The 25516-nt window shown below is 66.9% G+C and carries 25 protein-coding genes; 4 read left to right on the plus strand and 21 right to left on the minus strand.

Annotation, left to right across the window (positions count from 1 at the left end; all coding sequences use genetic code 11):
* Window positions 1-333 precede the first annotated feature (333 nt).
* On the plus strand, window positions 334-1650 hold the full coding sequence (locus ACIA8X_RS01195) for a helix-turn-helix domain-containing protein (RefSeq protein WP_399457487.1): 1317 nt from the start codon (window positions 334-336) through the stop codon (window positions 1648-1650).
* Window positions 1651-1941: 291 nt separating this feature from the next.
* Window positions 1942-4185 (plus strand): NACHT domain-containing protein, encoded by a 2244-nt coding sequence (locus tag ACIA8X_RS01200; protein WP_399457488.1) that lies wholly within the window; start codon window positions 1942-1944, stop codon window positions 4183-4185.
* A 319-nt stretch (window positions 4186-4504) separates the two neighbouring features.
* Here ACIA8X_RS01200 and ACIA8X_RS01205 read toward each other — a convergent pair whose 3' ends face one another.
* The 16 genes from ACIA8X_RS01205 to ACIA8X_RS01280 all read right to left on the minus strand — a co-directional run bounded on the left by ACIA8X_RS01205 (window position 4505) and on the right by ACIA8X_RS01280 (window position 18396).
* Window positions 4505-5065, minus strand: a complete 561-nt coding sequence (locus ACIA8X_RS01205; RefSeq protein WP_399457489.1) for a PIN domain-containing protein — start codon at window positions 5063-5065, stop codon at window positions 4505-4507.
* Window positions 5066-5068: 3 nt separating this feature from the next.
* On the minus strand, window positions 5069-5530 hold the full coding sequence (locus ACIA8X_RS01210; RefSeq protein ID WP_399457490.1) for a helix-turn-helix domain-containing protein: 462 nt from the start codon (window positions 5528-5530) through the stop codon (window positions 5069-5071).
* 404 nt (window positions 5531-5934) lie between these two features.
* The gene (locus ACIA8X_RS01215; RefSeq protein WP_399457491.1) at window positions 5935-7446 is read right to left on the minus strand and encodes a LacI family DNA-binding transcriptional regulator; all 1512 of its coding nucleotides are present in this window, start codon (window positions 7444-7446) and stop codon (window positions 5935-5937) included.
* Between the two features lie 529 nt (window positions 7447-7975).
* The gene (locus tag ACIA8X_RS01220; RefSeq protein WP_399457492.1) at window positions 7976-9238 is read right to left on the minus strand and encodes a DUF3631 domain-containing protein; all 1263 of its coding nucleotides are present in this window, start codon (window positions 9236-9238) and stop codon (window positions 7976-7978) included.
* On the minus strand, window positions 9235-9600 hold the full coding sequence (locus ACIA8X_RS01225; RefSeq protein ID WP_399457493.1) for a hypothetical protein: 366 nt from the start codon (window positions 9598-9600) through the stop codon (window positions 9235-9237). Before ACIA8X_RS01225 ends, ACIA8X_RS01220 begins: the two co-directional genes overlap by 4 nt.
* Window positions 9597-10499, minus strand: coding sequence for a bifunctional DNA primase/polymerase (locus ACIA8X_RS01230; RefSeq protein ID WP_399457494.1), 903 nt, complete (start codon window positions 10497-10499; stop codon window positions 9597-9599). Before ACIA8X_RS01230 ends, ACIA8X_RS01225 begins: the two co-directional genes overlap by 4 nt.
* 145 nt (window positions 10500-10644) lie before the next feature.
* On the minus strand, window positions 10645-11094 hold the full coding sequence (ssb, locus tag ACIA8X_RS01235) for a single-stranded DNA-binding protein (protein WP_399457495.1): 450 nt from the start codon (window positions 11092-11094) through the stop codon (window positions 10645-10647).
* Between the two features lie 22 nt (window positions 11095-11116).
* On the minus strand, window positions 11117-11422 hold the full coding sequence (locus ACIA8X_RS01240; protein WP_399457496.1) for a hypothetical protein: 306 nt from the start codon (window positions 11420-11422) through the stop codon (window positions 11117-11119).
* 223 nt (window positions 11423-11645) lie between these two features.
* Complete coding sequence (locus ACIA8X_RS01245; RefSeq protein WP_399457498.1) at window positions 11646-13820, minus strand: ATP-binding protein; 2175 nt, start codon at window positions 13818-13820, stop codon at window positions 11646-11648.
* Window positions 13821-13822: 2 nt separating this feature from the next.
* The gene (locus ACIA8X_RS01250) at window positions 13823-15367 is read right to left on the minus strand and encodes a hypothetical protein (RefSeq protein WP_399457499.1); all 1545 of its coding nucleotides are present in this window, start codon (window positions 15365-15367) and stop codon (window positions 13823-13825) included.
* Between the two features lie 90 nt (window positions 15368-15457).
* On the minus strand, window positions 15458-15706 hold the full coding sequence (locus tag ACIA8X_RS01255) for a hypothetical protein (RefSeq protein WP_399457500.1): 249 nt from the start codon (window positions 15704-15706) through the stop codon (window positions 15458-15460).
* Window positions 15707-15929: 223 nt separating this feature from the next.
* Window positions 15930-16943: a hypothetical protein gene (locus ACIA8X_RS01260; protein WP_399457501.1), complete on the minus strand. Its 1014-nt coding sequence runs from the start codon at window positions 16941-16943 to the stop codon at window positions 15930-15932.
* 4 nt (window positions 16944-16947) lie between these two features.
* Window positions 16948-17337, minus strand: a complete 390-nt coding sequence (locus ACIA8X_RS01265) for an RRQRL motif-containing zinc-binding protein (RefSeq protein ID WP_399457502.1) — start codon at window positions 17335-17337, stop codon at window positions 16948-16950.
* Window positions 17337-17669, minus strand: coding sequence for a hypothetical protein (locus ACIA8X_RS01270; RefSeq protein WP_399457503.1), 333 nt, complete (start codon window positions 17667-17669; stop codon window positions 17337-17339). The genes ACIA8X_RS01265 and ACIA8X_RS01270 overlap by 1 nt, the downstream gene beginning before the upstream one ends.
* Window positions 17666-18088 (minus strand): Pycsar system effector family protein, encoded by a 423-nt coding sequence (locus ACIA8X_RS01275; RefSeq protein ID WP_399457755.1) that lies wholly within the window; start codon window positions 18086-18088, stop codon window positions 17666-17668. The genes ACIA8X_RS01270 and ACIA8X_RS01275 overlap by 4 nt, the downstream gene beginning before the upstream one ends.
* A 20-nt stretch (window positions 18089-18108) precedes the next feature.
* Complete coding sequence (locus ACIA8X_RS01280) at window positions 18109-18396, minus strand: hypothetical protein (protein WP_399457504.1); 288 nt, start codon at window positions 18394-18396, stop codon at window positions 18109-18111.
* Window positions 18397-18782: 386 nt separating this feature from the next.
* Between ACIA8X_RS01280 and ACIA8X_RS01285 the strand changes: the two genes are divergently transcribed.
* The gene (locus ACIA8X_RS01285) at window positions 18783-19178 is read left to right on the plus strand and encodes a GntR family transcriptional regulator (protein WP_399457505.1); all 396 of its coding nucleotides are present in this window, start codon (window positions 18783-18785) and stop codon (window positions 19176-19178) included.
* A 216-nt stretch (window positions 19179-19394) separates the two neighbouring features.
* Here the strand turns inward: ACIA8X_RS01285 and ACIA8X_RS01290 are convergent, their stop codons facing one another.
* Together ACIA8X_RS01290 and ACIA8X_RS01295 are read right to left on the minus strand one after the other, a co-directional pair.
* Window positions 19395-19973 (minus strand): flavoprotein, encoded by a 579-nt coding sequence (locus ACIA8X_RS01290; protein WP_399457506.1) that lies wholly within the window; start codon window positions 19971-19973, stop codon window positions 19395-19397.
* Entirely contained in the window at window positions 19955-21190 is a 1236-nt protein-coding gene (locus ACIA8X_RS01295) for a helix-turn-helix domain-containing protein (RefSeq protein ID WP_399457507.1), read from the minus strand. Before ACIA8X_RS01295 ends, ACIA8X_RS01290 begins: the two co-directional genes overlap by 19 nt.
* Window positions 21191-21519: 329 nt before the next feature.
* Between ACIA8X_RS01295 and ACIA8X_RS01300 the strand changes: the two genes are divergently transcribed.
* Window positions 21520-22224: a hypothetical protein gene (locus tag ACIA8X_RS01300; protein WP_399457508.1), complete on the plus strand. Its 705-nt coding sequence runs from the start codon at window positions 21520-21522 to the stop codon at window positions 22222-22224.
* A gap of 41 nt (window positions 22225-22265) precedes the next feature.
* Here ACIA8X_RS01300 and ACIA8X_RS01305 read toward each other — a convergent pair whose 3' ends face one another.
* From ACIA8X_RS01305 to ACIA8X_RS01315, 3 genes are all read right to left on the minus strand, one after another.
* Entirely contained in the window at window positions 22266-23855 is a 1590-nt protein-coding gene (locus tag ACIA8X_RS01305) for a replicative DNA helicase (RefSeq protein ID WP_399457509.1), read from the minus strand.
* A gap of 789 nt (window positions 23856-24644) precedes the next feature.
* On the minus strand, window positions 24645-25205 hold the full coding sequence (locus ACIA8X_RS01310) for a GNAT family N-acetyltransferase (protein WP_399457510.1): 561 nt from the start codon (window positions 25203-25205) through the stop codon (window positions 24645-24647).
* A complete protein-coding gene (locus ACIA8X_RS01315) occupies window positions 25153-25470 on the minus strand; it encodes a DUF1778 domain-containing protein (protein WP_399457511.1) in 318 nt (105 codons plus the stop codon). The genes ACIA8X_RS01310 and ACIA8X_RS01315 overlap by 53 nt, the downstream gene beginning before the upstream one ends.
* Between the last annotated feature and the right edge of the window lie 46 nt (window positions 25471-25516).

Consider the following 25516-nt stretch of genomic DNA (forward strand, 5'->3'; position numbering starts at 1 on the left):
GTGGGTTCAAATCCCGCCACCCCGACAGCCGAAACACCAGGTCAGGGCCGGTTTCCCTTCACGGGAAACCGGCCCTGACTCGTTCCCCGGGGTCCCTGGGGAGTGAATGGGGAGTGGATCAAGGAAAATGACTCCCCAACGACTGCGCAATATCCCGCGGGTTCGGCCGGGCTCCTTTCCTTCGTTGCCACACGTCAACCGGACGGGCGGGACTGGCGAGCCTGTGTGGAGATGTGCGGGCCGATACCCGCTGACTACCTGACCAGGCTCCGTCTTGAGGCATTGAGCGCCATGACGAACTCACCGGTTGTACACCCTTACTAAGGTGGCTGGGTGACATCTCTGAGTCGCTCCGCACTGATCGAGGCGCTGACCGCCGGCCGTCCCGATGACCTCCTCGGCGTGGCCGAGACCTCATGGTTGGACTTCAAGCGGTCTCCGTACAACCTGGCGTCCGAGAAGGGCAAGTTCGAGCTCTGCAAGGACGTGGCCGCCTTCGCCAACGCCCACGGTGGGCTGCTCGTGCTGGGTGTGACTGCGGAGAAGAAGAGCAATCAGGCGCTGGAGGTCGCCACCAGCTTTCACCCCTTCCCCCAGGAACGGGCGGACGTCGTCCAGTACGTCGACACCCTGAACGAGTACCTACGCCCTCGGGTAGGGATCAGCCACCACTGGTACCGCGACCCAGGCCGGAGCGCCGTGGGAACCGAGCTGTACTACCTGGTGCTCGAAGTGGAACCGCTCCCGGAGCTCTCGCGGTACGTCCTGGTCCGAAAGCTGATCAACGATAAGGGCAAGCTCGCCGAGGGGCTCGCGGTCTCCGTGCGCCACGGCGACCGGACGGTGTACATGCCCTCGGAGGACGTGTATCAGCTCATCAACGAGGGCCTGCGGGCGCGGGATACTGCCCCCGCCGGTGTGCTGGTGCCTGCAGCCGAACAGTGGCACGAAGAGCCCGATGAGGTCCTGGACGAGCTGGAGCAGCGGCAGGACTGGGAGGAGACGCCGGTGCTGTTCTGGCAGAGCGTCCCGGCCCAGCCACCCTCGCAGATCCTGCCCGGACTCCACAGCCACGACGGGATCAAGGGCGCTCTGCGTAACCAAGACGTCCTGCGGGGCTCGGGATTCAACTTCGCCGACAACACCGGGCGCCTGCAGACCCTCAGCGGTGGCCTATTCATCGGCCGCCCGCGTAGCGCGGTGTGGGTACGGCCCGACGGCCTGATGACCGCCGGCGCAGTGGCCAGCCCCGACATGCTCTGCTGGGGTGCGCAGCAGTCGGCCCCGGTTGTGATGCGCATCAACGCTCACGTCGTGACGGAGATGACGCTGGAGTACTTCCGCCTCGCCGACAGGCTGGTCGTCCCGCGCGTGCCGGGGCCGTGGCGGCACCGCATCGTCGTGCACCGCTTCGGAGGCGAGGAGCCACGCTTCCTGGCGCCGGGGGGAGGCATGATGCAGAGCTTCCTCAGCGACGCCGTCCCAGCCAGCGACGACACCTGGGACCGGGCCTGGGTGGCAAATGGTGATCCGGAACGGGACGCGTACGAGGCACTTGAGCGCTTCTACACGCTGTTCGGCGTGGATGTGGCCACCAATCCCGACGTCGAAGGCGACCGAGTGGTCGAGGCACGGTTGCGGGCGAAGTGATCGCCCTCGTACGGGGCCAGCCGGAGCACCAACGGTCCAACTCGCCAGCTACTTGTCCCCTGGTGTCCGGGGCCGAGGCTCCCGTGGGTTTACCGGAACCCACGGGTGGTCGGCGAGTACCCGAGGGTTCCTCTGGTGATTCCCGGGCCAGCGCCCATCGGTTTCGGGTGAGCCGCCGAGACGCTGACGGGTTCCGCCACCCCGCCAGACGCTCCGGGCCACGGCTCTTCCGCTGTTGACCTTCCGGCATGGCGTACCCGCAGGCATCACCGGAACGGTGATGATCAAACTATGGCGAGGATCGGAGGGCGCGGGTACCGTCGCTGGCGGGTGTGGCTGGCCGTAGTGGGTGGGCTGCTGGTGGCGGCTAGCGCGCTGTACGCGGGGGTGCAGCTGACCCAGGGGGACCTTGGCCCTTCGGATACCGCAGGCCTGATCGGGCTGCCTCTCGGGGTGGCGGCCCTAGTGGTCACCCTGGTGGGCCTGCGGCGGCCCCCGGCGGGTGACCTAGCGCAGCTGGCGCGCGGCTGGGCGGCCACCTTGGCCGAGCAGGTGAAACAGGATCAGCAACGGCAATGGCGGCAGCTGATCGGGGACGACACCCAGAGGATCAATCTCAGCTTCACCCTCCGCCCAGAGCCGGGGCGGGCTGCGGCGGCCCCCGCCGGGGCGGGGCGCTTGTTCGAGGAAACCCCGACCCTTCCGGATGTGGCTGCGTACTACCGCCGCACGTGCCCGCGTCGCCTGGTGGTCACCGGCGAGCCGGGAGCGGGCAAATCCGTGCTAGCCCTGGAGCTGATGCTGGCCCTCCTGGAAGAACGGGCGGAGGAGGACCCGGTCCCTGTACGCCTATCTCTGGCCGAGTGGGACCCCACGGTCCCCCTGCCGAAGCGGCTCGCCCGCCATCTGGTGGACGTCTACGACTGGCCGGCCCAGATGGCCGGGGAACTGGTAAGCCAGCACCGCGTGCTGCCGGTGCTGGACGGGCTGGACGAGATGGATCCCACCGCGCCCGACGGCTCCCCCTCTCCGGTCGCCCCGCGCGCCCGGGCCGCCCTGGAGGCACTCAACGCCTACCAAAACGGCCGCGCCCCAGCCCCGGTGATCTTGACATGCCGCACCCGCCACTACCAGGCCCTGGACAGCCGGGTGCGGCTGATCGACGCCGCGTGCATCGACATCGACCTCGTCACCCCCCCAACCGCCTGCGCCTACCTGCGCCAGCGCGCCAGGGACCCCGCGCGCTGGCGGCCGGTACTGGAGGCGCTCGAGGATGACCCCACAGGCACGCTGGCCACGGCCCTGTCCACTCCGTGGCGGCTGAGCCTGGCCGCCACCATCTACGCACGAGACGGTGCCCCCTCGGACCTGCTGCGCCATGCCACCGTTGGCGACCTCGACGAAGACCTGCTGGCCCGCTTCGTCCCTGCGGCCACTGCCCTCCACCCGCGCCCCCACCGCCCATACACCGCGAGTGATGTCCACCGCTGGCTGGCCCGCCTCGCCGCACACCTGGATACCCCATCGTCCGCCTCGGAGGCACCAGCAGGGGCGGGGGCTGGTGCCCGTACAGACCTGGTCTTGCACCAGTTGTGGCCCCTGGCCGGATCCGGCCAGGTACGCGCCGCCGACGCCGTGCTGACCGCGCTCGCGGTCTTGCTGCCGCTCGCGCTGGCATGGGCCAGCCCCCATCCGGGGCTGAAGACCATGTCTGTTGTGGCCGCCGTTGTGGCTGGCTGCCATGCGGCACGAGGTTCGATGGATCCACCCGCGCGCGTGCGCTGGGGACGCCTGCGCACCAAGGCCGGATGCCGCGACCTCGCGTACGGGCTCGCGTTCGGGCTCGCGCTCTGGCCCCTGTTCGGAATTGTGTTCAAGCCCCTAGCCGGCCTCGGGTTCGGGCTCGCGCTCGGGCTTGGGGCTGGACTCACCCGCGCCATCGGGCGCGAGCCATCAATGACTGCGCGGCCAGGTGACGTCGTGCGTAGTGATCTTTTGCAGGGGCTCGTCGTCGGGCTCGTGTTCGTGGCTGGGTTCTTGATCTGGGCCGGGCCCGCAGTGGGGCTCCTGAACGGGCTCGCGGTCGGGCTGACGTACGGGCTCGTGGTCGGGCTCGTGGTCGGTTTCACCCGCACCATCGGGTGCGAGCCATCAACGACTGCACGGCCCCGTGACGTCATCCGTAGTGATCTTCTGCGAGGGCTTGCGGCCGGGCTTGCGGCCGGGCTTGCGGCTGGGCTCGGGTGGGGGCTCCTGCACGGGCTCACGCTGGGGCTAGCGGTTGGGCTAGCGGCCGGGCCCGGCTACGGGCTCGCGGTAGGGCTCATGGTCGGGGTCGGGTTCGGTGCCCCATCCGGACGCCGGTACCTGGTCTTCGTGCTGTGCTCCAGGGGAAAGCTGCCATGGAGGTTCGGGGTCTTCCTGGATTGGGCCTGCGCCGCCGGGCTGCTGCGCTTCGCGGGCGCCGCCTACCAGTTTCGGCACCGTGAACTGCAGCAATGGCTGGCACGTCATCCAAGTCCCCCACCGGCGTAGCCGTCAGTCATGCGACCGAGAATCGTTGCGCCTGCCCCTCAACGCCGACTCGAATCCCTTCGCGTTCAGATTGGTCGAGGGACAGTCGGTCAAAGTGAGAGGAACTCGGCATTCCGGAAGGAACATCACCGCCCTGGCACCCGTCCAATACCGGGAGAAGTCCCTGGCCACAGGCCAACGCGGTACAGCATGTGCGAAGGAACTCGCGGGATGTCGCGCACCGGGCCCGCACCACACCCCCGCCCCTCTGCCACCGCAAGGGTGTGAAGAAGCCCCCCAGGCGTAGGTAGGGCCTGGGGGGCTTCCCGTGGAGCTGTCGTCAGTTCATGGCTCGCAGCGCCGCCGCCGACGCGACCAGTCCGCAGTGTTCCAGCGAGTCGATGACATCTCCGACGACCGCGTTCGGCGGGTACTTCCAGCTGTCCGCTATCCGCTGGAGTTCCGCGTACACGATCTGCGGCGCCAGGTCGATCTGCGCCTCGATGAACGCGTCCGGATGCACGGCCTGCACGTCCCACGGTGACAGCCTGTCCTCGGGGAAGTCGCGCAGGTTGAACGTGACGATCACCTGGGCCTTGGCCCGGATCGCCGCGGCCAGTACGTGCCGGTCGTCCGGGTCGGGCAGGTCCAGGACACCGATCAGCGGCTGGTAGCCGGTGACAAGGACGTCGCGGATCGCGCCGGACATCTTCTGCCTGGTCCGGTCCAGGTTCTCCGGGTTCAGGTCGGGGCGTTTCTCCTTCAGACTACGGAAGGTCTCATCGAGGATCTGGTCCGTCCACTTCGCCTGCACCAGGCCGGCCTGCGCGACGCGGATGAGGACGTCGCGCAGGGTGCTCGGGTAGAGGATGCATGCGTCGTAGACGGCGACGAAAGCCATGGCCTAGATCATTCCCATCTCCTGGCCGAGCTGGGTTAGCTCATCAGCCACCAGTCGGCGACGGTGGTCGTCCTTGCGCTTGTACTCCAGCAGGGACGACGCGGTGATTCTGCGGTGCGTGCCGACGGTGCGGTACTCGATCTCACCGGCCTCCAAGAGGCCGACGAGGAAGGGCCTGGACACGTTCAGGAGGTCGGCTGCCTGCTGCGTGGTCAGCTCGGCGTCCGACGGGACCACGGACACGGCCCGGCCGGCGCCGAGGTGTGCGAGCAGCGCGGCAAGCTGCTCGACTGCCTGACGGGGCAGCGTGAGCGGTTCGAGGTCCGATTCGCCCTGGACGGTCACGGTGATCTGGGTGAGGTTCTTGTGTTCGGCGAGGTAGTGGCGGACGCGGCTGAGGGCGTGCGTGGCGGTTTCCTGCTGGTCGTCCGGAAGCCTGACCGGACGTGTCTCGATCTTGGTCATGGTGCGCCCCTTACTGGTGTGCGGGCGGCGCCAGTGGAAAGTCCGCACCCGTTGTGCTTTGGCGTGCACGGATGTGGACTCTCGAACAGTTGAACAGGCGCGGGCTCGTAGTGGGACGGCGTGGGCGCCGAGGTTGTGAGGGCCATTCCTCGGCCTTGGTCCGTCTTCCTTGGTCAGTGATCGCTGTGGTTCTGGTAGCTACCGTGTCCCCTTCAGTATCCAAAACAAACGCAGTAAACGCAACAAATGAAACGGCGCAGGTGAGGGCTTTGCGCTCCCAGCCGTGGCTGGGAGCGCAAAGCCGAGAGGACTCGTTGGCTCAGTTCAGAAGTGGTGCCGCACTCCGTTGAGTGCTCGACACGTCGTCTACTGCAGCTGGTGTCCGAGCTGGGATTCCTGGGCCGTCATCCCTGCCGCGCTCTCAGCAGCGCATCGAGCGCGCGCACCGGTGACCGCAAGTGCATGGCAGACCGTGCCGCCAACGCCCCCTCCCACTGCTCGGTCAGTTCATCCATGAGCCGGTTCCTCATCCGCCCCGTGATGTGCGAGTAGCGGGCTTGCACCGAGCCATCCTCGTGTCCCATCCGTTCATCCATGAGTTTGGGCGGGGTCCCGAGCTCCTCCATGACTGTCTTATGGGAGTGCCTGAGCCCGTGCGGAGTGAGACCCCGTGCGATCGGCAGCCAGCACGCATCGGCACGGCCCGAGGCATTCCTGCCTCGCGCCGGCACCCCCGGCCAGGGGTGCGCCATCACGGGTACGGGACGCGCCTCCTGCGGAGCCTTCTTCGGATACCACCCCGTCGTAGCCGGATGAAACAGCCAGGTCGCGAAACCGGTACGGCGCCAGTGCGCGGCCGTCTCTCCCGTCTGACCCGCACGGACGTAGCCGAGTTCCGCGATGGCTGTCTCCACCTTGATCCGCGTCCGCTCCGCGACCATGTCTGGACGGTTCAGCACGTTCGAGACCGTTGCCGCAGAGACCTCGGCGCGGCGGGCGACGTCGACCAGCTTTGCGCCGACGTGCCGGGCAGCGCCGTTGGCGGGACCGTGGCCACGGAACACGTAAGTCTGTTCGTGGCAGGGGCAGGGTGCCGACTCGGTCCGGGCGATATGGCCTGCGACCAAGGCAGACAGCCACTTCGGCGTGTCGATGGTCCGGTAGGAGTCGTCCTTGGGCGGGCAGCGCTCGAACTCCCCCGAGTCGAGTTCGTAAAGCTGCCACTCCACCCGTACCGATGCGGGGCGGACGAACTTGCGCTCCAGGCCGACGATTTCGCCCCATCGCATGCCGGTGTAACCCTTCAGGACTACGGCTACGAATTCGTCGTCACGGCCAGACAGCAGCGCAGCGCGCTCGGCCGTCAGCAGGATTCCGAGAGCATCGGTCACCACCTTCTCGGGGCCGCGGTTCCGAGAGCGTCCGGCGCGCTTGCCTCGGCCGCGCCGCTTGGCTGCTGGGTTGGAATCGCGAAGTCCTTCATCCACGGCATCGGCGAGGATGAGGTGCAGCGTGCCGTGCCAGGTCTTCACGCTAGACGCGGCGTAGAGCTTCCGCTCCTTCTTCTCCCAGGCGCCGACGTCCGTGGGCTGGATATCGGCGATGGCCTTGTCCTCGAAGGCCGGGAGAAGGTGCTCCTCGATGTGCCGCTTGTAGTTCTGCATAGTCGATGCGGCCAACTCCTGTGCCGCATACCAGCGGTTCACGTACTCGCCGAAGGTCTCCTTCCCTGCATTCGGGTCGCGATAGCCGACCTCTCGGACCTTGGCCTCCGCATCGTTCGCTGCCTTCGCGGCCTCGCGCTTGGTGGCGAATCTGATCGTGGCACCGTTGGCGTCCACCACGGTTCGGAGCACGCCCGGTGCAATCCAGTACCGGCCTCGGTAGTAATCGGCGCGCTTCTCGCCGTAGCCCATGCTTACCCCTCGCAACAAGCGAGGGGTGGAGACCATGGCTGGCCTCCACCCCTCGTGATCGGATCTTCTGTCAAGCGGCGTTCCGTGCGCGACGCGGACGGCGCGCACGGAGACTCGCTACTGGCCGTACCGGCTGCGCCGTAGTGCGGCGCCGGGGCACGGCTTCGCCCTCGATGGCGTTTGCCGGGCTTGGCCGCTCTTCAAGAATGTGGAAGATCTCTCGAACGTGATCGCTGGTAAAGCGGTACCCGCTACCGCTCCTCAGGAAGGGGATGCGCCGTCGGCGGACTTGTTCCTTCACCCACCACTCCGAGCACCCCAGTGACGTCGCTACCTCCGCCGCCGAAAAGCTCAGGGGAAGTCCACTCTCTTTCGGCACCTTCGTGACTCCTCTCTGCTTCTGGGGAATCCGCAACATCCGCCACGCCGCAACATTGCTGGTCAGCGGCCTGTATTTGTGGCGGATGCTGGTTGTGTTGCGGATAGGTGCCGCCACGCGTGAACGTGGCGGCACCTATGGGGGGGGTGGTCAGCCCGCGATGCGGAGTTGGGGTGTGTCGGTTTCCGCGGACACGTGGCGGCTCTCAGAAGGGTCTTCCGCCACGGATTCGCCCTCGTTGACCTGCGGTGTTGCGGCTGTTGCGGCTGTTGCGGACTTTTCGGGGGTAGGGGGGCAGTAGCGGGCCCACGCGTCGCGGAGATCTTCCGCGTAGTAGCCCTTCGGGGTGCCGCTGCCGACCCGGATGCCGCGCGGCTTGATCGGGCTGTTGTTGGGCCGGACGTACTGGCTCAGGAGCTTGGACAGGCCGCGTGCGGCGAGCGGCTTGCTGTTCTGCCCGTCGTCGCTGAGGTCGGCCCACGGGGCGTCATCGAGTCCGTGGAGGACTTCGAGGATGGCGGCGGTGGGCATGCGGTCGGCTCCGCAGAACACCTTGTCGCGCAGGTCAGTCAACAGCCGGACCCCGAGTGAGGCTTCGTCGCCTTCCTGGGCTGCCTTGATGAGTGTGACGCAGGCGGCGCGGGCGCGTTCGGGCCAGTGGCCGCCGGCCGCGTCGGCGACCGCGAGGAGCGGTTCCCATACGTCGGCGGGACGGTCGGTGACGCCCTCGGGCATCTCCGGCCACGCCTGGGCGATCTCGTCGTGGATGGTGGCGGTCCAGTCGGCGAGCTGGTCGCGTAGGGCGTGGCCCTGCTTCTCGTGGACGCGGCGCCTGTAGGGCTCGCACTTCTCGTTGGGCGCCTTCTTGCGCATGCGGATGATGACGGAGCGGGTCAGGATCGTGTCCGGCAGGGAGCCGAGCCCGGCCATGGCGACGGCGCAGAACGAGGGGAAGAACCCTGCCTTTTGATCTGAGCCGTCGCCGACGCAGCGTAGGGACTTGGCGCCGCGCCGGTAGCCGGAGTTGAGGAACCCGCGGACTTCTTCGTTTCCGCCGGCCTTGGGGCCGAAGACGGTGTCGATCTCATCGAAGAGGAGTGTGGGGGTGCTCTCTTCTGCGGACACGAATCGGAAGAGGGCGTTGGCAGAAGCGTTGACGGTCGTCGCCGCGCGCGGCGTCAGCGTCTCCACGATCTCCAGCGCCCGGGACTTGCCCGATCCCGGCTCGGGGCTCAGGAAAGCGAGGCGAGCGGTGCCATCTAGTGCGTCCATGAGGTGGGCGTGGGCGTCCCACAACGTGACGGCGACGTAGGCGTGTTCGGTGGGGAAGACGTTGAAGCGTCGGTGGAATCCCTCGACCTCATCGAGCAGGGCGGCGCCGTCGATGGGCGCGGCCGGCATGGTCTGGGTCATGCGGCGGCCCTCCTTTCCGGAAGGTTGTGCAGGGGGCACACGGTGCGGTGGTAGGCGTGGGCGTCGATCAGCTCGCGTACGGCATCGGCGCCGCGGACGGTGTGGTCGCGTCCGCACGAACACCACGAACGCGCACTCGGTGTGCGGCGGTATGGCGTCCTGATCTCCAGCGCACCGACCACCCGCGGGACGGCGGGGGCGGTGGTGTCGTCCTCGGTGAGGACGGTGCAGGGAAGGGATGAAAGGACGCCTTCGGCGTCGTCCTTTGGCCGCACCACGGCCAACGGGCTTTGGGTCTTGTTGGCGGAGCGAGCCCTGATCGCGGCGGGGTTGGGGCTCTTAGTAGGAGGGGGACTGGTCATGCGGAAGTCCTCCGCTGCGGGTTGTGGGCGATGGACCAGTCCAGACCACGTGCGATGACGTCGTCGTAGTAGCGCTGGGACTGTGTGGCGTTGCCCGCCACCGCCCTACTAAGAGCCTCCTCGGCCTCCTTGCGGGTGAGGTCGCCGGACGCCACCAGCCGCCCCAGCGCCCGCGCGGCCCGCAGCAGGACAGCGTTGCGTTGGCCGTCGGGGGCGGTGGCCACGTTGTGCGCCTCGCCCCGCAGGGCGGCTGCGGAGTACCCGCTGCGGGACTCCGTGGAAGTCGCGATGGCGTAGTGCGCTGTGCGCTTCGGCTTGGCGCTCAGCGCACTGTGAAGCCATTGCGGCAGAGGCACCGGAGGCCGGTCGTCGGTGACGGTGTAGGCGCCCTGCGCGGTGGTGCTGCCGGGAGCGACGACGTAGCCGCCCCAGCCGCGGGTGTCGATGTGGTGGCCGACAGTGCCCGCAGTCGAGTGCAGGCGCGTTCCCTCGGGTTGGGTGAAGTACAGGTGTTGGCCACCGCTGGGGGTCCGCACCTGGTAGGTGGCAGGGAGTTCCTGTCCGGCGCGCTCGCAGAGCGCCAACAGGCTTTGGACGCCGTCAGGCGTTCCTTCTTGCTCGTCCGGCTTCAACACGTCCAAGTCGACGACCAACAGCCCGGACGGGCCGGTCGCGATCCCGATGTTGTACGGCTGGTGCGACCACGCCGCCATGACCATGTCCGGGTCGGTGGTGGCGCGCTGTTCGGGCTTCATGTGCCCGCCGGCGCACCGGCCGGTGCCGGGGCAAAGCCGTTCGGCGTGGCCTGCGGGCCGCTTGTCGCCGGGGCGGAGCGGGAACACGTGCCAGCCGCGACGGACCGGCTCCAGGGCCCACGCGAGCAGGGCGAGGCTGGTCATTCCGCCACCCCCGGCACATTGGCGTGGGGTCGCTGGATGGGGACAGGTTGGGTCATGCTGGATGCCTCCAACAGGTCTGTTGTGGGCTGGTTGGCCGGGGCGACCGCGTGTCTTTGGCGAGATCGGGCGGTCGCCCCGGGCGTTGTCAGAACGGCGGCTCGTTGCCCGGCTCCGCGGGGTTGCCCGCGGTGTTCCACGTGTCGTTGCCCGCCGGGCCGTTCTGGGCGCTGCGCTTGGCGTTGACGGTCACGGTGGTGAAGCGGACGGACGCGCCGATGTCGTCGATCTCGACGGCGAGCATGGAGCGCTTCTCGCCCTGCTCATTCGTCCAGTCGTGCTGTCGCATCCGCCCTGAGGCGACGACGCGGGAGCCCTTCTTGAGGCTGTCGGCGATGTGCTCCGCGAGGGTGCGCCAGGCCGCGCAGCGGTAGAAGGCGGTGGTGCCGTCCTTCCACTGATTCGCGGTGCGGTCGAACGAGCGGGGGGTGACGGCGATCGTGAACTTCGCGAGCGCGGCGCCGCCCTCGGTGAACTTCAGCTCGGGTTCGTCGGTCAGGTTGCCGACCAGGGTCACGGGGGTCTCTCCGAACGACATGCTTGGTCTCCTCAGTTCAAGGTCACTTGGAGCGGGCGAGTTTGAGGGTGATGCCGCCGACGCCGATGGGTCCGGCGGCGCCGGCGATGACGGTGGCGGTGTGGGCGGCGATGTCGAGCAGCCAGGCCAGGGCGGCGACGACGCCCCACGTGCCGAGCGCGGCGGCGCCGGCGATCGCGAACGGGATCAGTAAGCGTCGCCACGGGAAGTCGTTCTGACGGGTGCCGTGGACGACGATGACGATGGGCTGTCCGGTGGCCTGTGCGCGGTTCCAGGTGTCGGCGGGGATGTGCGGGGCGAGGTGTCCGGGCGGTTCGCGGTGGCGCATGGTGGTGCTCCCTTCCTGCGAGCCGTGATGTGGCAGGCGCCCGCTCGGAGGGTTCCGGGCGGGCGCCTGATGGTGACGGTGTGTGGTTGTAGTGGCTACTGGCTAGTGGCTACTGGCAAGGAGGAAAGCCCTGTTGAGGGGCCCTGGTGGCCAGTAGGGGGGTGCTCTACCGGCTAGTGGCAAGTTGCCGGTAGCCAGTAGCCGGTAAGCCGTGTGTGAGCGTTCAGGCGTGGTCGGGGTGGACGTAGACCGAGTGCGGTCCGTTGTCCCGGTAGACCAACTCACCCCGTTCGGCAGCCGCCTTGAGCGCATCGCGCACGGCCTGTCGGCTTCGGCTGACTCGGTCGGCGACGGCGGACGGCTTCATGCCCGCCGCGCCTGCTTCGGCGATCGCGGCGATCGCCTCCGGAAGCCAGTCCGGCCCACCGTCCCGCCCCGGAGCCTGCCCCGGCGCGGGGTCGGCGGGCGGGGTGTCCCGCAGAGCGGAAAGGTTCAGCCCCTCGCGCCGCGGGCGCTCCCGCTCGGTGCGGGTGCGGGTGGGTTCGGGGGCGGTGCCGAAGTGTTCGTCGATCTCGCGCATGAACGCGTCGGCCAGCCGGTCGGCGTCGGATTGGGGACCGTGCTCCGGAGCGGCCTGCTGGTCACGCAGGGCGCTCAGGTTCAGTCCGCGCCGTTCCTGCCCGCCCGCCTCGCCGCCGGATGCGGGGGTGGGGGTGACGGGCTGCGGGTTGTGCATCCAGGCGATGCGGTCGGCGTCCCACCGTCGCGCGTATGCCTCCCCGGCGGCCTTGGCGGACACGGTGTCCAGGGTGGGGTGGCGTTCGCTGGTGGCGGCGACGATCTCGCGGATCTGGCTGGGCAGGATCCGCCACGTCTTGAACAGCCCGGCGGGCGACTCGGGGGTGCCCATGAACCCGGCGCCCTTGTAGGGGGCCTGATCGACCTTGAGGCCGCGGGTGCCGGGGAAGAGCTTGCTGAGATCCATGCCTTCCTTCTCGCCGCCGGTCAGCGCGACGCGGACCTTGGCCTCACGGCGGATCATGAGGTTGCCGAGCACGGAGCCGGTGGATCCGAGTGCGGTCAGGACGGTGCGGATGCCCATCGCCCGGAGCATCCGGATCACTTCCAGGATCTTCGCGGCCAGCTGCTTCAGGGTCTTGTCCATGCTGGTGAGGATCTCCGCGCCTTCGTCGATGACCAGCATGATCTGCGGGATCGTCGGCCCGATCGGCAACAGGTCGGTGTCCTCACGGGCCATCAGCGACTGGTACTCGATCTTGCGCTGTTTGCCGATCCGCAGGACCGCATCGAGCATCGTGTGTGCCTCGTCCACGGTGCCCGCCAGCCAGTCGATCCCGGGCCTCAACGGCCGCTCACCGGGGGCTGGCTGGTGGGTGAGGGCGGGCAGGACCCAGGACAGGCCGGCCGATCCGGCGTTCAGGTCGATGACAAAGGTGAGCACGTCGGTGGCGCGGGCGAACCCGGCCAGGATGACGTGGACCATGTTCGTCTTGCCCGATCCTGTGGGGCCGACGACCAGCGCGCACTGCTCGCGCAAGTACGTCTGGATCTGCTCCGCGTTCGCGCGGTAGCCCCACGGGATGCCGGTGAGCAGGGACAGCGGGGCGTAGTCGGCCGGGTAAGTGGTGTCGGCTTCGAGGGCGTTGACGGTGGAGACATCGATCAGGGTGCGGCCCTGGTGGACACCGGGGCCCGCGATGGCAGTGCAGCCGTGCGGCAAGTGCGCGTCCGCCGACAGCGCCGCCGCCCGCGCGGCGATCTGGTCGTATGTCGTCCCGCCCGGGAGTTCGGCGTCGATCGTGAAGCCGGTTCCCGTGGCCCAGTGCTCGACAGCCAGGACGCGCACGGTGATGCCGCACACCCGCTGGATGCGGTCGACCCACTCTTCGGCGATCGCCCGCCGCTCCGCGGACAACTCCGCGGCCACGGCCCGCTGTTCGGCGGTGATCGCTTCCTCTTCGCGGGCTTCCTCGTAGAGGTTGGTGGAGCGGGTGGCGGTGGCCATGCCGACGCCGATCGCGGCGAGGGAGCCGAGCGCCTGCCAGGTCAGGGGGCCGTTGGTGATGGCCCACGTGGTCCAGCCCGCGCCGACCAGCCAGGACGCGGCGCGCGCGGCGATAGTGCGGCCGGCGTTACGGAGCCGGATGCCGGCGGCGGTGTGCCCGATGGCCCCGACCGTGCCGACGGCCAGCGCCCAGCCGGGCGGCATGGAGGTAGCGGCTCCGGTGGTGGCGACGGCGAAGGCGCCGGTGGTGGCGGACAGGGCGCCGGTCACGGGTCCGTGACCGGCCGCCCAGTCCCACACCGGACCACTCACGGCCTCCACCTGCGGGTTCTTGCTGTTCTGCTTGGTCATGGTGGCCTCGGTGGCAGTCATGGTCAGACGTTCCAGCCCTTCTCGGCCTCGGTGCCGTTGCGGGGGTCCTCGTGGCGGGCGATGTCCTGCGCGTGGACGTTCCGGAACAGCGGCACGAGGGTTTCGCCTGCGTCGACCGCGTTCAGGAGGGTGCGGTGGATGTCGTCGAACCCGGCCGCGATGTCCTTCTCGAAGGCGAACTCCTCGTCGGAGCGTTCGGCCAGGACGCGGAACGTGTTCGCGATCGACAGCAGCGCGGTGGGCAGGTTGTCGATCATCGCGAGAACTTCCATGTTCCCGTCGGGGTCGTAGGAGCGGGCCGCGTTTTCCATCTCCGCGGCGGCCTCTTCGAACTTGAAACCAGACACGTTGATGACCTCCGAAGCTGCGGTGGGAGCGGTGGGGATGAGGCAGGCGGGGCGTTCGACGCGGTCGCCGATCTCGTCCGTGGACGCGTCGGCGGCGGCCTCTTCAGCCGTCCGGGTGGCGCGGATCTCTTCGTCGCGGGCCGCGCGTGCCTCGCGCGCGGACAGCAACAGCCGCCGGTACAGGCGCCGTCCGGGGTGGACCAACCAGGACCAGCCCAGCTTCTTGCCGAGTGGGGTGGTCAGGCAGCCGAGCAGACCGGCCGCGCCGCCCGCCAGGGCGGCGAGCAGGCGACGGCCCTGGAAACGGGCCGCGGACTTCAGCAGGCCCCGGCGGGCCTTGCGGCGGGCGGGGGCCTTACGTACCTGCCCGCGCTTGGCATCGACCTGCGCACCGGTGTTGCGGTCACGGGCGGCACGGGCCTTGTTGACCAGGGCGCGACTGCCTGCAGCTGCCTTGCCCGCCGCCCAGCCGCCCGCCCGTCGCAGCAGGCCACGCGAACCCGCGGCCTTGCTGGCGCGAGCCGCGGTGCGGGCGTCGCGGCGGGCATCGGCGACCGCCCGGCGGGCGGCCGTGTTCTGCTTCCTCGCCGCTGACCGGGTCGGCGCCTGCTTCCGGGTGTCCTGCCGTAGCGCCCGCACCTGCCCGATACGCCCCGTGCCGGATCGCTCCGTGCCGGGGCGCGAAGCGTGACGCCCACCGAGACGCCCCGCGCCACTACGGCCGGAGCGCAGACGCGACTTCCCCGCACCGCTGCCCATGCGGGACTTGGCGCCCCCGCCGCGGCCACGGCCGCCGGAGAACAGGCCAGAGCCCCCACGGGAGCGCGAAGAGGAGGGGCTACGCATCGTGCCGCCCCTGCTGCCCTTGCGGCCGGAGCCGTTCGAACGCCCGCCCCCGGAGCCGCTGTTGGTGTGGCGGCGGGCGCGGATGGCGGCGGCGGTGCCCAGGACGGCGGCGCCGCCCGCGGCCACCGCGAGCGCGACCGGCCCGCCGCCGACCAGGGCGACGGTGCTGACCGCGCCGACGGCACCGTTCGTGCCGGTAAGGGCCAGCGGCAGCACGGGGATCCCGCCCGGCGTGTGCGCCAACTCCTGCTGCACAGCAGGTGTTTGCGGCTCCTCGCGAGGTGGGGACGGTGGTTCGGGCGGGGGTGCGGTGGCAGCCGGGTGGGCTACCGGTTCGGTAGTGGTGTCGGTCATGCTGAGGCCACTCCTTCATGGAGGAGAGCAGGGCCCGGACGCGTGCTTTGGACGGCTGAGCGTCCGGGCTCCTGCGGTGAAAGGTGCTGGTCAGAGCCGGTTGGGCTCCAGCGAGAAGAACAGGACCGTCGCCCCGCGCAAGTTCGGGTGCGCGTCGGTGACGGCGCCGTAGATCTCGTTGTAGGCGTCCTGCCGGGTGTCGCCGGGACGCAGGATGTAGGTACCGCTCTGCGTGGCGGACGCCAGTCCCGGCTTCTCGATGGACATCACCCAGAAGTGCGTGTCGTGCCGGGTGGTGTCGGTGCCGGCGGGAGTGGTCGTGGCGGTGGTGTGGGTCACTAGGGAAGTTCCCTTCTGATCAGCAGGATTGGAGGCGGAGTGCTGCGGGCGGCGGGCGGTCCGCCGCGGTGTGGGGATCAGCTCGCCGGGTCTGCGAAGGTGCCGCTCGCCGGGGGCTCACCGGGTCTGCTTCACTGGTTGCGTCGACTGCTTCCGGCAGTCGCGACGAAGGCCAGCCCACTAGTCCTGGGCTGGCCTTCATTGCGTCGTGTCGGACGGCTGCTTACGCTTCCGCCTCCTCCGCGTCGATCAGGGCGGCGTACGCCTTGCGCACCCGCTCTTCCTTCGCGGAGAAGCCCGCCGCGCGGTACGCAGCGAGAGCCTTGCGGTAGGACAGCGGGGGGTTCTCGGAGTGACGCAGCCACCGCAGGACGACCGTGAGCTGTTCCTCGCTCAGCGGCTCCCCCGGCTGAGGCGTCTCGACGCCGGCCACGGCCGCCACCTGTGCAAGCGCCGCCCAGTCGAGCGGGGTGTGTCCCGCACCCTGAGCCGCCGGGAGTTCCGGCGTCGGGGACACGGGGCCGACCTGCGGGGACACAGGGGACACACCCGGGGACACACCCCCGTCCGACCACTGGCCCAGCACCCGGGCCAGGTCCTCATCCGAGAACAGCGCCGGAACCTCCTGCGGGGTGCCGGTCACCGGATTCTTGCTGGCGACCTTCGCCAGATCCTTGGCCGCCTTGTGGCGCTCCTTCTGCGCCTGCCCGCGGGCCTTGTGCTCCTCGCGCTCCAGGACGGCGGCCGTCTTCTGGCGGTCAGCCTTAGCCCGGGTCACGGCACGGCCGATCGCCACCTGATCCCGCGTCGCGCTGCGCACCGCATCGATCTGATGCTGCGCCTGGGGGGAAATGCGGGTGGCGTCCCGCTCCACCGCCATGATCAGCGTCGCCTTGGCAGCGGCCGGAACCACCGCTCCGATGACCGCGACGACCGGCGTCGCGTACATCAGGCCGTGCGTGAAGAGCACGCCGACCGAGGTGACGAGGAAAACCCAACCCAGTACGGCGGGCAGCGTCCCCTTGGAGCCCTGCCGGCGGTGCGCGGTCTCCATGGCCAGCGCGTACAGCCACACCGCGTCGTAGATACCCGCCACGGTCAGGGCCAGCGGCTCCGGAGCCTGACGGGAGAGGATCTCCCCCACCGCGTAGACGGTCCAGCCCAGCGACAGGCCGGTCAGACCGACCGGCAGACTCCAGTGAACCGCCCTGCGGGCGGCTTCCTTCCACTTCTTCATGTGATCACTCCTCTTTGTGGTTCTGGTCGTCGGGGTAGGCGCACAGCACGCACATGCCGAGCGAGCGGGGCATGCAGTAGCTGTAGGTGATCCGGCAGCGCGGGCAGGTGCGGCGGGCGAGCATCGCCAGCGCCAGTGCGCCCCACTTGCGGGAGGTCATCGGCCGCACCGGAAGTGCGCGGTCGACGTGGTACAGGTAGGCGACCTTGGGGGTTCCGGTCCTGCGGTTGGTGCGCATGACCTGTGCGGCTATCGGTTGACCACCCGGGCGCAGGCCACGGGCCCGTAACTGCCGACGTGTCGCGAGCCCGTCAGGGGCGAGCTTCCAGGGGTAGGTGGGGACCCCGTAGCGGGCGCCGGTCGGGTCGAAGCACTTGCCCCACGCGGCGGACATCAGGCCGAGGCTCCGGTCGGTGCCGGATCGGTGATGTCGGCGTAGGCCACCAGCTCAAGCACCGCGCCCGCGTACTCGGCGGACGCCTTCAACACGCGCGTCCCATCGTCCGGACCCTGCGTACCGTGCTCCACGGCGTCCGGGGCGATGCCCAGCGCTTCGCGCCACGCCTCGAAGTCGGCCAGGCCGTAGTGGAAAGACAGCCTCAGTCGGTCCGGGAAGATGGTGGACACGTCCAGCATCGGCGCCGGAAGGTGCCCGAAGTCCGCAGCGAGCAGGCGCAACGCCCGCAGCGGCATGGACAGGTCATCCAGCGTCAAACCCTCGTTCATGCCACACCCCCCAGCGCGAGCAGGGCACCCAGGATGAGCAGGGCGCCGCCCGCACAGGTCAGGTCGATAGCACGGCGCAGGCAGGTGAACTTGGCCATCGCCAACCGGGACAGCTCCGCGACGTCCGCGGCGAAGTCGCTGGAGACGGCGGCGGGGATCTCCTGCGGCGTCAGCGTGGCCCATAGCGGGAAGCCGTGCCGACTGCGCAGGTTCGGCCGTACCGACCGCAGCAGCAGACCGGCCGCCGCGGCCAGCAGCGCGAGACCGAGCCCGCCCGCCATGTACGCAGGGAGGTTCAGGGGCAGGTCTCGTGCGACCGTCCAGGCGCCGGCGAGCACCGCGCCGACGAACGCCAGCAGCAGACCCGTCTTGGTATCGGTCCGCGCGATCTCCGCCTTCACTTCGGCGTGCGCGGCCATCAGGCCCTGCCCGGCGGCACTCACGCCGCCACCCCGCGGCGGACCGGACGGCAGCGGGCGGAGCGAACCAGGGGGATGACATCGAACAGGTCCGGGTTCTCCTCGATGACCTGCGCGGCCAGGCGGACCAGGTCGTCGGACATTTCAGGGTTGTCGGCGAGGATGTCGCGCGCCGCGTCCTCGCGGGCGGCTCGCTGTTCGTCCGTCTCGCCCTCTTCCCCGAGCCACAGCTCAACCGGGGTGCCGAGCGCCAGTTCCGCGAAGTCCTCAGCAGAGACGGCCTGTTGGCGGCCGATGTACGAACGCATGAATGCTCCTGACGTGGGAGGGACTGGGGGCCGGAGCAGCCGCAAGCGTGTTGGTGAGACGGCGGCGACTGTTCCGGAAGAACCCGAGCCGCGGTGCGGCAGGGGAGAGTGCCCCGGCCAGGAGTCGAACCCGGCCTGCGACCATCGAGGCGATCTCTGTGCGCGTTCCTGGACGCGCGGCCGTCTTTTCGACTCGGGGAGACGGGACCCACGTATGCAGTTCTCAAGGAGTGACCGGTGCGGGGCCCGCGGCGTGCGACCGAAGCCGCCTTCCTGCCGAGCTATCCCGTTCCGGCCTGACTTCAGATTGACCTATGTCAATCTGGGCGTCAAGAGGGTTCAGTGGAGGATCAGAGATTGACCTAGGTCCGGTTACCCTCGAAGCCATGGACCAGAGCCCCGAAGCGCCCAAGCAGACGCCCACGGCCAAGGAGATCGCGGCGCAGTTCCGCGCGAAGATCACGGGCCCCGACCACGAATACGAACCCGGCGACCGGCTCCCGCCGGCGCGCGCGCTCGCCAAGGAGCTTGGCGTGCAGCTCATGACTGTTCAGAGCGCGTTCGGTCAGCTCCGCGACGAGGGGTTGGTTCTCACTCAGCAGGGCCGCGGGACTTTCGTCCGCGATCCTGCTGCGCCCCTCGGCACCGAGCCGGGTAGTAGCCCGGCATTCACTGCCTTGGCCGCAGAACTCAGCACGATCCACAACGCCCTCCACCAGCTCGGGGAGCGTCTGGATCGGCTTGAGCGGCTTGTAGGCAGCGAGACACCACCATCGCCGTGAGTTCGTCCGCGCGCCTCAGCAGCCGTTCGGCCTTCACGCGAGCCTCGCTCAAACTCGCTTTGATCAAAGCAAGTTCAGCAGGCGTCATACCTTCCAGTTCGCCGCTTCGCTCATTGCTCCCTGACATGCCAATGAGCATGTGGGCGGGAACACCAGAGGACCCGGACAGACTGTCCGGGTCCTCTGTTCTTGCAGTTCAGGAGGGTTGACGATCCGTCATCGAGTAGCTTGGTCCACTGCGTTCAGCACTGAGGACCATGGAAGTTTGCGCCCCGCCGGCGCTTCCCGCGGCTCGTACAGCGGCCACACGTCCGGGCCGTAGACGATGTGAACGCCTCCCGCCCTGAGGGTGTCAATGTGGCTCTGCCATGCCGGATGGCGAGCGTGTGCCGCGTTCACTCGCGGGAAGACGACGACAGGCAAGCCGAGGGTGCCGATAGCCTCACCCACCTGCGTCAGCGCATGGTTGTCCATCACACCCATCGCGAGTTTGGCCACCATGTTGGCCGACGCGGGGGCGACCACGTAGCAGTCAACCGGTGGGTGCGGCCGAGTGTCTCCGGGCAACCGCGGCTCGTCACGCACTGGGAGACCAGTCAGCTTCTCCAGCCGCTCAACCTCGCCGCTCAGTCGCAGCCACTGACCTGCGGTCGGCGTCAGCGTGACGGCCACCTGCCATCCCTGCTCCATCGCGGGCTCAACTAGACCGGTGCGCAGCGCTTCTACGCCTCCAGCCGCAGACCCGACGACTCCGAGCACCCCGCGCTTGCCTGAACTCACTGCACCGCCCTGCACCGTTGAGCCATCACGAACACCTCGGACGAACGCGAGCCACCGGTCACGGGCGATTGCTTGATCAGGTCCCGCAGCGTCTCGCGCACCCTCGGATTGTTGCGTACGAGCTGCGGCGACGTGTGCTCCGCTGTACGCAGCTCCGCGAACGCCTCGTCCCCCTGACCAGCGAGCGACAAGGCACGCGCGTAGTCGATGCGGTGCGAGACGCTGCGCTCCTGCGGCATGTGGCCGACATTGATCCGGCCGTGTTCAACGACGTACGAGATGTTGTCGAGGTCCAGCTCAATGGACAGGCGATGGAGCAGGACGTTTGTCGGCCCGAATCCGGTCTGCCAGTAGTTCTCATCCGCCCCAAGGTCATCCGCGAGTTCTTCGGCACGGTCCAACAGCCCCGTGGCGGTGGGGCGATCCTGATGCCGCGCTGCCGCGACTGCGGCACGCAGGTGGATCATCCCCAACAGGCTGAGCGCCGCCGGATCGTGGTCGGTCACCTGAGACGACAGCCACGCGGCGGCCGTGTTGCCCAGTTCGAGGGCATCGTCGTAGCGCCCATTGGCGAGCAGGGCGTGTGTACCCGATCGCGCCGCGGACGCCAGCACGAGCGGGTCGTCCGACTCGTCAGCCGCTCGCATAGCGCGCTCGGCAGCGAGCCATGAGATGTCCGATTCGCCGATCTTCGCGAGCGTCGTTGCAGCGAGGTGGTGTGTCCGGGCCGACACCGCCCAGCAATCGCCCCGGTCCTCGCCGTGGCGCCCTGCTCGCTCCTCCAACTCCTGCGCCGTCTGGAGCAGAGCAGGGAGCGCAGCGATGACACTGCCGAGCCGTCCGCCCTGGTAGTCGTTCCAGGCTTGTTCCACACGGACGGCCGCAGGCGCAGGCGTCGGGAGCTGAGTCTCAGCGGCAGGGCCGAAGAGCAGACGCGAGAGGCGACGCGGGCTCATGAGAGCGTCGCGAACGGCCGGGACGTCGTCCCGTTGCCGCTCGTCTTCCATCAGGACGGTCTGCCCAAGCAGATCCCCGAGAGGCACACGCAGGACGCGCGACAGCTCCGTGAGCATGTCGATGCGTGGCGGATTTCGGCGTCCGGTTTCGATCTTCGCGAGCCAGTCGGTGCTACGACCGACCAGGCCGGCCAGCACCTCTTGCGTGTAGCCGCGACGCTTCCGGTAGAACGCGATGCGCTCGCCGATGCTGAGGTGATCTCCAAGACCACGCATTGCTTGATGCCTCCTGATCCAAGGGGCCTGCTTCACGGTACCGAGCAGGGCGACGACCTGGACAGATCGCCTGTTGGCTTGCTGACGATCTGAGTGTGCTGGGCCCAAAGCGGCGCACCCCGGACAGAACGTCCGGGTACCACAGCCAGCGTGAGCCCCGTGCTCTGAACCATCCACAGCTGAACGACCGGCGATCAGGCACCCCAACAACTCCCCTGGAGGGAGAGTTCACACAGAGACGGCACAGAAATCCTGCATTGCCTCATACATCGCGGCGGTATCGAATATAGTGTGACACAAAGGTATCATTTATTGCTTATGGGGGGGCAATGTCTACACAGTCAGCAACTGAAAGAATCAGCGGATCCGTACTGGTTCTCATAGCCGGTCTAATTGCCGACTTGTCGGCCACCGCTCTATTCCTTTTGTCTCCCGACACCCGAGCATGGCTGAAGAGCAACTACTTCCTCGTTTCACTCACAACACTGGCACTATTTGCGGCCATCGTGGGACTCCTAAACGCCACCATTTCACAGCGGGAGAAAATCTCACAACTACGCCACCAACTAGAGCATTTCACGTCCAAACTCACCGATCCCACGGCGCACGATATAGAGATGTTCAAAGCAGTCAACGATCACGCATCGCCTCAGAAAAGCTTCCTCGTCTGGCTGCGTGAGGGTTTTCTGGTAACACGCGCGCACACCGAAGGATTCCGAGATCTGGAAAGAATGGTTGAGTTCTTCGAGCGCGAACCCAGAGGATTCGACGATGAAGAATTGAATGCAAATTATCGGCGATTCATCGAAGCCGCGCGAGAGCTAGTGGACAAAATGGCGGATCACATGTGGTACGAGGGAGAGAATCTGGTACGACTTGAGATTCCGAGAGAGTGGGAATACAGTCAACCGGAAAGACTTGAACAGGCAATGCGCGAGATAAGCGAGGCACACGACTCGCTTATGACATCCTATGACGCCTTCTTTGTCGCGGCTCAGCAGAAGGGCCTATCTAGCGTCATCAGCTCGTCTTAGATAAGCTGAACAGATATGGGAACTGAAAGCTGACAACTCACCTAGGCGCCATGCATGTCCACGAAACGGCCATAGTGGCCTTGAAAAGCCAAGGTGATGGTTCCGGTAGGGCCAGTACGGTTCTTGGCAATGATCAAGTCGGCTTCTCCTGCTCGTGGCGAATCCCTCTCATACGCGTCTTCCCGATGCAGCAGAATCACAGTGTCAGCGTACTTTTCGAGCGACGCTGGAATGTCATACAATTCGGGGCGCTTACCCAAGCGATTCCGTTGAGGTCGTTCCGTCTGAAAGAGAGCGATCACGGGAACGTTGAGCCTCTTTGCCATCTTGCGAAGCTCCCGCGCCATGTGGGCAAGGTCGCGCTCATAGTCGCCTGATCCCAGGTCTGGATCCAAATCCATCAGATCAATACTGTCAATCAGTGCGAGTTTGAGATGCTTAAACGTGCTGAGCCACTCACAGGTACGAATGAATTGCTGAAAAGTGTAGGTGGGCTCGTCTTGCACAAAGAGCGGCGCCGAAGAAACAGACGGCATTGCCTGCTGCAGGCGCTGCCAGCCGTCATCAGTTATTGACGCTGACCGCATGTGATGAAGTGCCACACGTCCTTCAGCGGCCAGGATCCGCATCGTCGCTTCGTTGCGGTTCATCTGCAAGGAGGCGAGGAAACTTGTGCCCGCATGCTTCACCGAGCAGGTGCGAAGAAATTGCAATCCTAAGGTAGATTTCCCTATGCCGGACGCCCCACCCAAAATTACCAGCTCACCAGGGTGAAATCCGGACCTCAGTGAATCAAATTCACTGAATCCACTTGGAATGCTCTCGGTTTCCGATTCCGTCTTACCAATACCTTCGGCCTCATCAAGTACGGGCTCCAGGGAGTTGGAAACCAGCCCGATCCCGTAAAACTCATCCATGAATGAATACAATTCATCCTGGACATATTCCACGAGCGAGTCAACATCGGGTCCTTCGTCGGCCTTAAGTGATTGGCCGGCTAGATCAGTCAGTGCACCGCCCAGCAGGGCAAGCTTTCGCACCTTTGCAACTTTTGCCACATGCTCCGCATATCGAGCTGCCGCCTTCGAATCAGTGGATATCTCCATAATCGAGGCAAGATATTCGGCTACGTGAATCTTTCCAGAAGTTTGTGACATCACCTGCGCAGCAACGCTACTCGGAGATATTTCGGAGTGGCTACCGTACAGTTCAAGCAGGGCGATATAGACCTCACGAGGTTCCTCGTCGCTGAAGGCTTCCGGATTGACGATCTCGCTGACAATTCTTATCGACTCTGTTGACTTAAGCATGCAGCTCAGCAGAGTATGCTCGGTCTTGCGTTCTGCATCCGCAATTAGTGTGCAGACATTCGATCCACTATCCACGGCGTCTAGCGACTCGTCTCGGCCTGCCTCATCACCCTCTCTATAAATGCCGAGGCTTTTTGCGTGAGCGGTTTCCCGCAACAGCAAGAGCTGCTGAATAGCTTCCTCTTCATTTTGCTCTTCAGTCCCCCCTGCAGCTCCCTCACGAATCAGCCAAGAGGCCAAACTAACTAGCTGACGTGGATTTGGGAGCTGTTTCCCGTTGAGAATCTTGCCGATCGCTTGATAGTTCAGCGTCGTAGGCACTGAGTCATCTTGTTTCAACCCGACCGCTATCTGACGGAGGCCGGGCCTGCCGGCAGTCGCATAGGCGCGATGCAGGGCAACGAGAAGGTATCTGTGCGGGCCGATGGGCACCTCAGCCTCGCTCGGCATCACCAACCCACGCTTCCCCCGCGCTGTGGCCATCTCGCCCCCCGAGTGTCTCTGAGTGTCTCCGTGGAAGCATCCCACGAACCCTTGCTGCAGGTCAGCGAGTTGACGACACTCGCAGAGTGTCTCTTTGTGGCGCGGACCGGACACCCTGTACGAGTGGCGGCTGACGCTAGAACCACCGACCAGGCCGAAGGGAAGTCCATGCGTCACTGCCAGAAGAGACAGATCAACACCAACCGTCGCCAACTCGCCGTAGAGATCAAGGTGGTAGTGGTCGTGACGGTTGTACAGGTCCTACTTACCTTCAGCCTCAACGCGCTCTCAGCGACAGCTCTGTCCTGGGTGAAGTAGGCAGCGTGCCCATCTGCTGGCTCGGTGCCATGCCTGTCGGGTCAGACGGCTGCATCAGCACAGGGACCCACGTCGCGCTGGGAGAAATCTGGGAGAGGATCTTCTCCCGACATCCCCCAGATGCCCGGCGAGACCAACTCAGCCCAGAGCGCTGACCTGGGCATGTCTTCATAGTTAGGTCTGGATCTTGCCCTGAATTATTGGGACGAGGAGGTCGTGGGTACAACTCCCGCCACCCCGACATAGGTCAGCGGGCAGGTACTCATGTGAGTACCTGCCCGCTGACCTATAGGGGGTCAAGGGAATCCGCTAGTCAGTCGACAGGCTGCGCTCGATGTCACTGATCTTTCGGTACATCCGCATATCCCCAGGGATGCGCTTGAAGCCGTACCGGTCATAGAACGCGGCGGCCTCTTCGTCGAGGGCGTCAACGATGACGAATCGGGCTGCTACTCGCTGAACCGCAGCGACAACCTGCCCCATGGCGTCGGCAAGGAGTACGCCGCCCAGGCCTTGACCCTGAAGCGTCTTGTCGATCGCCAGTCGAGCCAGCAACACGGCCGGCATCTGGTTCGGGGAACCCCGACCCAGTTTCGGCGGCAGTTCCTGCTTCTCCACCACGTGCCCTGCCAGTGAGTAGTAGGCCACGACATGGGGATCACTGGGAGCGCACCACACAAACGTGCTCGCCGTTCGGTTGCTCTGGCAGTGCCTTGCTGAGGACATCAGCCACTCGTTCAGCGGAGCCTTCCCGCAGTCGAATGACTCCAGGAGATGCCGATCGCTGAGCGATTCCGATTCGTACACGAACTCGGACCTATGCCTTCCTGATGATCTCCCGAGCGCGGGCTGCCGCCTTAGCCAAGGCATCGTCCGACTCGTCCGGCTCGTTCAGCGAGACCACCATGGCCTCGTAGAAGTCCGGCGGTACAACCGTCACCTGCTCGCGGCGCAAGATGTCCTGTGCTGCCTGCCTCACGGCTTGCAGCACGAAGCTCGTGGTTGTCGCCTGACTCGCCTGTGCGGCCCGTTCGATCAACTCTTTGTCTTCTTCTGGAATGCGGATTTCTAGACGGGTTGTGGTCCTACGGGTCTTTCGTTCCTTTGTCTTTCGTTCCTTGGTCTGCTCGCTCATGGGGTTGGTCTCCATCTGGCGAGCCCCCCACTGAGAAAGGAGGCGT

The organism is Streptomyces sp. NPDC051738, from assembly GCF_044453205.1.
Classification (GTDB): domain Bacteria; phylum Actinomycetota; class Actinomycetes; order Streptomycetales; family Streptomycetaceae; genus Streptomyces.

What these genes read in the sequence shown, in the direction of transcription:
- ACIA8X_RS01200 (WP_399457488.1), top strand. Translation starts at nt 1,942, where the DNA reads ATGGCGAGGATCGGAGGGCGCGGGTACCGTCGCTGGCGGGTGTGGCTG.
- ACIA8X_RS01205 (WP_399457489.1), bottom strand. Translation starts at nt 5,065, where the DNA reads ATGGCTTTCGTCGCCGTCTACGACGCATGCATCCTCTACCCGAGCACC.
- ACIA8X_RS01210 (WP_399457490.1), bottom strand. Translation starts at nt 5,530, where the DNA reads ATGACCAAGATCGAGACACGTCCGGTCAGGCTTCCGGACGACCAGCAG.
- ACIA8X_RS01215 (WP_399457491.1), bottom strand. Translation starts at nt 7,446, where the DNA reads ATGGGCTACGGCGAGAAGCGCGCCGATTACTACCGAGGCCGGTACTGG.
- ACIA8X_RS01220 (WP_399457492.1), bottom strand. Translation starts at nt 9,238, where the DNA reads ATGACCCAGACCATGCCGGCCGCGCCCATCGACGGCGCCGCCCTGCTC.
- ACIA8X_RS01225 (WP_399457493.1), bottom strand. Translation starts at nt 9,600, where the DNA reads ATGACCAGTCCCCCTCCTACTAAGAGCCCCAACCCCGCCGCGATCAGG.
- ACIA8X_RS01230 (WP_399457494.1), bottom strand. Translation starts at nt 10,499, where the DNA reads ATGACCAGCCTCGCCCTGCTCGCGTGGGCCCTGGAGCCGGTCCGTCGC.
- ssb (WP_399457495.1), bottom strand. Translation starts at nt 11,094, where the DNA reads ATGTCGTTCGGAGAGACCCCCGTGACCCTGGTCGGCAACCTGACCGAC.
- ACIA8X_RS01240 (WP_399457496.1), bottom strand. Translation starts at nt 11,422, where the DNA reads ATGCGCCACCGCGAACCGCCCGGACACCTCGCCCCGCACATCCCCGCC.
- ACIA8X_RS01245 (WP_399457498.1), bottom strand. Translation starts at nt 13,820, where the DNA reads ATGACTGCCACCGAGGCCACCATGACCAAGCAGAACAGCAAGAACCCG.
- ACIA8X_RS01250 (WP_399457499.1), bottom strand. Translation starts at nt 15,367, where the DNA reads ATGACCGACACCACTACCGAACCGGTAGCCCACCCGGCTGCCACCGCA.
- ACIA8X_RS01260 (WP_399457501.1), bottom strand. Translation starts at nt 16,943, where the DNA reads ATGAAGAAGTGGAAGGAAGCCGCCCGCAGGGCGGTTCACTGGAGTCTG.
- ACIA8X_RS01265 (WP_399457502.1), bottom strand. Translation starts at nt 17,337, where the DNA reads ATGTCCGCCGCGTGGGGCAAGTGCTTCGACCCGACCGGCGCCCGCTAC.
- ACIA8X_RS01270 (WP_399457503.1), bottom strand. Translation starts at nt 17,669, where the DNA reads ATGAACGAGGGTTTGACGCTGGATGACCTGTCCATGCCGCTGCGGGCG.
- ACIA8X_RS01275 (WP_399457755.1), bottom strand. Translation starts at nt 18,088, where the DNA reads ATGGCCGCGCACGCCGAAGTGAAGGCGGAGATCGCGCGGACCGATACC.
- ACIA8X_RS01280 (WP_399457504.1), bottom strand. Translation starts at nt 18,396, where the DNA reads ATGCGTTCGTACATCGGCCGCCAACAGGCCGTCTCTGCTGAGGACTTC.
- ACIA8X_RS01285 (WP_399457505.1), top strand. Translation starts at nt 18,783, where the DNA reads ATGGACCAGAGCCCCGAAGCGCCCAAGCAGACGCCCACGGCCAAGGAG.
- ACIA8X_RS01295 (WP_399457507.1), bottom strand. Translation starts at nt 21,190, where the DNA reads ATGCGTGGTCTTGGAGATCACCTCAGCATCGGCGAGCGCATCGCGTTC.
- ACIA8X_RS01300 (WP_399457508.1), top strand. Translation starts at nt 21,520, where the DNA reads ATGTCTACACAGTCAGCAACTGAAAGAATCAGCGGATCCGTACTGGTT.
- ACIA8X_RS01310 (WP_399457510.1), bottom strand. Translation starts at nt 25,205, where the DNA reads ATGCCTTGGCTAAGGCGGCAGCCCGCGCTCGGGAGATCATCAGGAAGG.
- ACIA8X_RS01315 (WP_399457511.1), bottom strand. Translation starts at nt 25,470, where the DNA reads ATGAGCGAGCAGACCAAGGAACGAAAGACAAAGGAACGAAAGACCCGT.